This is a genomic window from Myxococcus sp. AB025B (genome assembly GCF_006518215.1).
GTDB lineage: Bacteria > Myxococcota > Myxococcia > Myxococcales > Myxococcaceae > Myxococcus > Myxococcus fulvus.
In genome coordinates this window covers 1-6,878 of sequence record NZ_SRLW01000417.1, presented here as the reverse complement: position 1 = coordinate 6,878, position 6,878 = coordinate 1, and the positions used below count along the sequence as shown (strand labels likewise).

At 69.8% G+C, this 6,878-nt stretch carries 4 protein-coding genes and 1 pseudogene; 2 read left to right on the top strand and 3 right to left on the bottom strand.

All coding sequences use genetic code 11. The features are described from left to right. Positions 1-556, bottom strand: a pseudogene (locus tag FL311_RS39520) (two-component sensor histidine kinase); the annotation flags it as partial. A gap of 233 nt (positions 557-789) precedes the next feature. Between FL311_RS39520 and FL311_RS39515 the strand changes: the two are divergent. Beyond that, on the top strand, positions 790-2,532 hold the full coding sequence (locus tag FL311_RS39515) for a SulP family inorganic anion transporter (protein WP_141332815.1): 1,743 nt from the start codon (positions 790-792) through the stop codon (positions 2,530-2,532). A gap of 159 nt (positions 2,533-2,691) precedes the next feature. After that, positions 2,692-5,436, top strand: coding sequence for a YncE family protein (locus FL311_RS39510; protein WP_141332814.1), 2,745 nt, complete (start codon positions 2,692-2,694; stop codon positions 5,434-5,436). Positions 5,437-5,439: 3 nt separating this feature from the next. Here the strand turns inward: FL311_RS39510 and FL311_RS39505 are convergent, their stop codons facing one another. Continuing rightward, positions 5,440-5,784, bottom strand: coding sequence for a hypothetical protein (locus FL311_RS39505; protein ID WP_228557389.1), 345 nt, complete (start codon positions 5,782-5,784; stop codon positions 5,440-5,442). A gap of 182 nt (positions 5,785-5,966) precedes the next feature. Continuing rightward, positions 5,967-6,500, bottom strand: coding sequence for an SMI1/KNR4 family protein (locus FL311_RS39500; RefSeq protein ID WP_141332812.1), 534 nt, complete (start codon positions 6,498-6,500; stop codon positions 5,967-5,969). Positions 6,501-6,878: the final 378 nt, after the last annotated feature.

The window sequence follows — 6,878 nt, the reverse complement described above, 5'->3', positions numbered from 1 at the left end:
CCATGGCCCCCAGGATGAGCCCCACCGCGATGGCGGACGAGCCGATGTCGTGCGCCCGCATCTCACGCTGACGGATGGCCGAGTGCAGCGCGAGCGTGGTGTTGATCCACGCGTCGGTGAGCTGCTCCGCCAGGTGCAGGCGCTGGTTGCGCAGCGCCGCGTTCTGCAGCCGCTCGCACGTGTCACCCTGGAGGATGTGGCTTGCGTAGTTCTTGAAGCCCTCGGCCGCGCGCAGGAGCAACGGCTGTGTGGCGGCGCCGTGACGCTTCAAGAGGGCGTCCAGGTGGGTGAGCCGTTGCCCGAGCGTCGCCGCGGCAGCGGGCACCTCCTGGGGGCTGTGCTCACAAGCGAACAGGCCCTGACGGGCGGCCACCTCCACGGCCCAGGCGGCCTGATGGACGGCTTCCTCCTTGATGACTCCGCCGAGCTGCTCCTCACGGACCTCCGTCAGCAGGGACGTCATCCGGACGATGGCCACCCCCGAGAAGGCAGCCGCGCCCAGCAGCGCGGCGGTCATGAGTGCGTGGGAGATGAGCAGTCGGTGAGCGAGTCGCATGAGGCCGATTCATACGCATGTGAGGGCGCGCTTGTTCCGGAAGTCTCACTACCGAGCTGACGAGCGTCGCGCAGCAATTTCGAGCGGGTGTTCCCTCGTGAATCTTCCTGTCGGTTCCGACAGACAGGTGTCGGCCGACAGGTGACGACGAAGCGTCGGCCTCGGCCGACAGTTGAATCAGCATTCAGAGGGGAGAGGCCGTCGGCACGGTCCATGTAGATGGCCCGGGCATCATGGTCGAGACTCCTACGCTCAAGACGCCCCGTGGATGGACCGCAGGTCCGAAGCGGTTGTGGACGGACTGGAAGCAGATGGTGTCACGCCGGACGCTCCCGGGTGACGCGAGCGCCGCACTGACAGTGGCGTGTGTCGCGCTTCCTTTGAATCTGGCGCTGGCGGTGGCCTCGGGGCTACCTCCCGAGGTCGGCCTCATCAGCGGCGCCGTCGCCGGTGTCGTCGCGGCGATGCTCGGCGGAGGCCGGCTCCAGGTGACGGGCCCCGAGGCCGCGCTCGTGCCCACCGTGCTGCTCATCTCCATGAAGCACGGCGTGGCGGGCGTCATCGTGGCCACGCTGGCGTGCGGCGCGCTCCAGGTGGTGCTCGGCCTGTTCCGCGCGGGCAGGCTCGCGCAGTTCATGCCCTCCGAGGTCACCCGTGGCTTCACCGCGGGCATCGGGTTGTTGCTGCTCGACGGTCAGCTTCCCCGGCTGCTCGGCGCGGTGACGCAGGGCCCGTCCTCCGCGCGCGCGCTGGTGCTCCCCTCCAACTGGTCCACCTGGTCCGTGCACGGCGCCTCCGTGGTGGTGGGCGTGCTGGTGGTGGCCTGCATGCTCCTCATGCCCAGGCTGCACCGCTCCATTCCCGCGGTGCTGGTGGGGCTGGTGGTCGCCACCGCGGCGTCCAGCCTGGGGGTGCTCTCCGAGGGCCTGGCGCGCGTCGGCGCGCTGCCCACGGGCCTGCCCATGCCGGTGATGCCGTCCTTCGCGGGGCTGGACTTCCAGGCGCTCGTGCCGGACATCCTGGCGCTGACGGTGCTGGCGTCGTTGGGCTCGCTCCTGTCCGCGCGGGCGCTGGACCAATTGCCCGGGCTGGAGAACCACCGGACGGACGGAGACCAGGAGCTGGTGGCGCAGGGCTTCGCCAACGCGACGTCGGCGATGTTCGGCGGCATGCCGGTGATGGGCGCCATCGTGCGCTCGTCCGTGTCCGTCCAGGCGGGGGGCCGCACACGCGCCGCCTCCGTGCTGCACGCGGTGATGCTGCTGGGCGCCTGCATCCTGGCCGGCTCGCTCGTCGCGCTGATTCCGATGGCCGCGCTCGCCGCCATCCTGCTCGTCGTCGCCACGCGGCTGTTGGACTTGCGCGGGCTGCGCGCGCTGATGCGGCAGAACGCGGGCAAGGGGGCGGTGTCCGTCGCGACCGCGCTGCTCATCGCCACGGTGGGCTTCCTGCCGGGCCTGGTCGCGGGCGTGCTGCTGTCGCTGGCGTGGGGCTTCTTCTCGCGGCCCAGGGCCCATGTGCGCAGCCTGCTGCTGCGCCCCGATGGCCGCCCGCTCTTCCGCCCGCTCGGCGCCGAGGGGCAGGACACCTACGCGCGGCCTCCGGTGCAGCTGCTGCGCGTGCGCGGCGACCTGGATGTGCGCTCCTGCGCCAACGTGAGCGCGGCGCTGCAGGCTCCGCCCTGGCCGGACTTCCTGGTGCTGGACCTCTCCGAGGTGAAGTTCATGGACGCGGCGGGGCTTCGCACCCTGCGCGAGCTGTCCGATGCGCTGGCCGTCCGCAGGGGCCGGGTGCTGGTGGCGGGCGCGCGCAACGGCGTCGCCAAGATGATGGAGACGGACGGGACGTGGTCGGACACGAGTCCGCACTCGATGATGGCGACGATGGAGGACGTGCTGGAGCACATCCAACAGGAGAGCACCCAGCAGGCCCCCGCGAAGGTGACGAACACCTCGGGGGCACCGCAGCCCACCTGAGCCGCGGCGCCACCTGCCCCATCCAGGTGGCGCCCCCCTCCCCACAGCGCGCGTCAGCGGTTCATGCTAAAGACTCATCCAATTCAGGATAGTCGGCTTTAGCAGTCATCGCTGAATTCTCTACCCACGCGCGAACGAGGGTGTCGCGCGGGAGGCTCCATGCCCTGTGTCCGAGAGGTGCGGCTCTCGTTGTTGCTGTGCGTGGTGCTGGTGGCGGGCGCGGCGCGGGCCCAGTCACCGAGCACCTTCGTGAACTGGGAGCACCCCCACGTCCACCCGCTGGAGCTGACGCCGGACGGCACGCGCCTGCTCGCGGTGAACACGGCGGACAACCGGCTCATGGTGTTCTCCGTGACGGGCGGGACGCCGGTGCTCACGGCCTCCATCCCGGTGGGCCTGGACCCCGTGTCCGTGCGCGCCCGGAGCAACACCGAGGCGTGGGTCGTCAACCACGTCTCCGACAGCGTCAGCATCGTGGACCTCACCACGCTCAACGTCAGGGCCACCCTCCCCACGGATGACGAGCCCGCGGACGTCATCTTCGCCGGCTCACCGCAACGCGCGTTCATCTCCTGCTCGCAGGTGAACCGCGTGATGGTGCTGGACCCGACCAACCCTCTCGCCACGCCCACGCGGCTCGCGCTGCAAGGTGAAGAGCCTCGGGCGCTCGCCACCAACGCGGCGGGCACCCACGTCTATGTCGCCTTCTTCGAGTCCGGCAATCGCAGCACGGTGCTCGGCGGTGGCAACGCGATGGGCGGCGGCGGCTTCCCACCCAACGTGGTGAGCAGCGGGCTGGGCCCCTACGGCGGCGTCAACCCGCCCCCCAACGCCGGCAATGCGTTCAACCCGCCCAGGCGCAGCGGCACGCCCACGCCTCCTCCCGTGGCGCTCATCGTGAAGAAGAACGCCAGCGGCCAGTGGATGGACGACAACAGCCGTGACTGGACGAGCGTCGTCTCGGGAAGCAACGCGTCCGCGTCCGGACGGCGCCCGGGCTGGGATCTGCCGGACCGGGACGTGGCCATCATCAACGCGTCCACGCTGGCCGTCACGTACGCCAGCGGGGCGATGAACCTGAACATGGCGCTGGCGGTCCACCCGGGCGGCCACGTCGTCGTGGTGGGCACGGACGCGGTGAACGAGGTCCGCTTCGAGCCCAACCTCAAGGGCCGCTTCCTGCGCGTGCTCGCCGCCGCGTTCGACCCGACCAATCCCTCCGTTGTCTCCCGCTTCGACCTCAACCCGCACCTGACGTACACCACGGGCACGGTGCCCCTGGCGACGCGGCGGCTCGCGCTGGGAGACCCGCGAGGGCTCGCCTGGAACACGGACGGCAGCCGCGTCTACATCACCGGCATGGGCTCCAACAACGTCGCCGTCATGGACGACGCGGGCGGAAGAATCACCCAGGTGACGGTGGGCGAGGGCCCCACGGGCGTGGTGCTCTCCGGGACGCGGCTCTACGTGCTCAACAAGTTCGCCGCGAGCATCTCCCTGGTGGACACCACCTCGAACGTCGAGGTCGCGCGGGTGCCGTTCTTCGACCCCTCCCCCGGCGCCATCAAGGTCGGCCGCAGGCACCTCTATGACACGCACACGGGCTCGGGACTGGGGCACGTGTCGTGCGCGTCGTGTCACATCGACGGCCGGCTCGACCGGCTCGCGTGGGACTTGGGAGACCCCGCCGGCGAGCTGAAGGCCGTCACCGGGCAGAACCTGGGCATGGGCATCCCCGGGCTCACCTCGAACTTCCAGCCGTGGCACGCGATGAAGGGCCCGATGACGACGCAGACGCTCCAGGACCTCATCGGCAAGGAGCCGTTGCACTGGCGCGGAGACCGCGCGGGCATCGAGGAGTTCAACGGCGCCTTCACCAGCCTCCAGGGGGACGACACCCAGCTCACCGTCATCGAGATGCAGCAGTTCGAGGACTTCCTCGCGACGCTCACCTTCCCGCCCAATCCCTTCCGGAACCTCGACAACTCGCTGCCCACGAGCCTGCCTTTGCCCGGACACTTCACCACGGGGCGCTTCGGCGCCGCCGGGCAGCCGCTGCCCAACGGGAACGCGGTCAACGGCCTGCGCATCTACCGGCCGCCGCGCCTGCTGGACTCGGGCGTCTTCGCCTGCTCGACGTGCCACACCCTGCCCACGGGCCTGGGCGCGGATGTGCGGTGGAACGGGAGCCAGTTCCTGCCCGTCAACGCGGGCCCCAACGGCGAGCGTCACACGGGGCTCGTCTCCGTGGATGGCTTCACCAACGTGACGATGAAGATCTCACAACTGCGAAACCTCTACGAGAAGGTGGGCATGGAGTTCACCCAGACGTCGAACCTGGCGGGCTTCGGCTTCTCGCATGACGGCAGCGTGGACTCGATTGCCCGCTTCATCACCGAGCCGGTGTTCACCCTCCAGAGCGACCAGGAGGTCGCGGACATGGTGGCGTTCATGCTCGCGTTCTCGGGCTCGGACCTGCCCAAGGGCTCCACGACGACGGTGGCGGAGCCGCCCGGGCCGGACAGCAAGGACACACACGCGGCGGTGGGCAGGCAGGTGACGCTGACCACGGCGAGCCCCACGCCCGCGCAGACGAGCACCCTGGCCTCGTTCCAGGCCCTCGCCGACAGCGGCAAGGTGGGCCTGGTGGCGAAGGGCAACCAGGGCGGCATCGCTCGCGGCGCGACCTATGTGGGCGGGGGTCTGTTCCAGGCCGACCGCGCGGCGGAGACCGTCACCGCCGCACAGCTCCAGACGATGGCGCTGCCCGGCAACGAGCTGACGTTCACGGTGGTGCCCAAGGGCTCGGAGGTGCGCATCGGCATCGACCGGGACCTGGACGGCGTCTTCGACCGCGATGAGCTGGACCGGGGGACCCGGCCCGATGACCCGCTGAGCCGATAGCGGTTACAGGGACTCGGCCGCCCCCGGAGGACACGAGATTGACGCCGGCACGGACCAGGGCTGCTCCAGGCCGGTGTCATCCGTGGCGGGGAAGAACACGCGGCCGCCCGGGCGCACGAAGGGCTCGGGCCCCAGTCCGAGCACCACCGGGACGGTGACCTTCGCGAGCTGCCCCGTCGTCGCCGTCGTGCCTCGCGTGAACCAGGGCCTGTTGGTCGTGGAGGCCGACCGATCCAATCGCAGCGTGCCCGCGGCCGTGCCATTCGTCTTCCAGACCTCGTCGTTCGGCCCGTCCCGGAGCACGAACAAGCCCTGGTCCCCTGCCCGCCCCACCTGCTGGATGCTCACGGCTCCTGCATCCAACGGATGGAGGGAGGTGGTTTCCGCCTGGGTGCCACCTCCCGGCGCGGCGAGCGTGAAGTAGAGCGCCCCCTGGACGCCGGTGAGTCCGTCCAGGTGGGTGCGGTGCAGACTTTCACGGCCCCAGGGTGCGTGCGGCGGGAAGCCCCGCCCGCGCCGGGTACCGAGGACTACGCCTCCGCGTAGGTCTCGATGAAGTCGTCGATGACCTTGACGATGTGGGTCGAGAAGTCGAGGAAGTCCTCCTCGGTGTCGGAGAGGCTGAAGGCCTCGTCATGGCTGTAGGCGACGACGGCCAGCTCGCCTTCCGGGGAGCGGGCGCGCGGGTTGAAGCACCAGAAGTTCTCCACCGAGTCGTCATCGCGGCGCTGGAAGAACAGGGCCTGGTTGATGGCGTCCGCGACCTCGGAGTCCTCGCCATTCACGGCGTCCGACGGGTCCGGCGCGGCGGCGCGCAGCAGTCCCGGCTCCTCCATCCCGATGAGCTCCTGCCCGCCGTACTCCACCTTGAAGGTGTCGAGCGTGGTGATGAAGCGCACGTAGCTGGGGGGCAGCTTCAGCTTGTACTTCGCCTCCAGACCCGCCACCGCCGCGGCGTCCACCGGCGCGGAGAACTCCACGGACATACCCTCCTTCGTCTCCACGAAGGACCTCAACCGCTCCACCGCCTGCGTCACCGCGCTCTCGTTCGACTGCGTCGACATGCTTGCTCCGACCACGAGCCAGGAAGATGCCTGGTGCGCGGACGCTAGCCGCCGCCTCCAGCCATGTCATGCGGAGCGAAGCCTCCCGCAGCTCACCAGCTCGACGGTCCGCCACCCGCTCCATCGGAATTCAAGAATCCATGAGATATCGGTCTCGCGGCTCGGTCCACGGGGCTTCGGAGAGGCCCCAGGGCCACGGCAGAGAAGCCGCAGTGGAGGGGGAAGCCGTCGCGCTGACGGAGGAGCGCAGGGGGTCGTGTCCCTATAAGTGTGTAGATGGCGAGGAGGGACGAGCGGGAAAGAGGGAAGCTCCTCGGTGAAACCAACCGAACCGGTCTCCTCCTGACAGAGGAGCCGAGGAGTTCCCCGACGTGGACG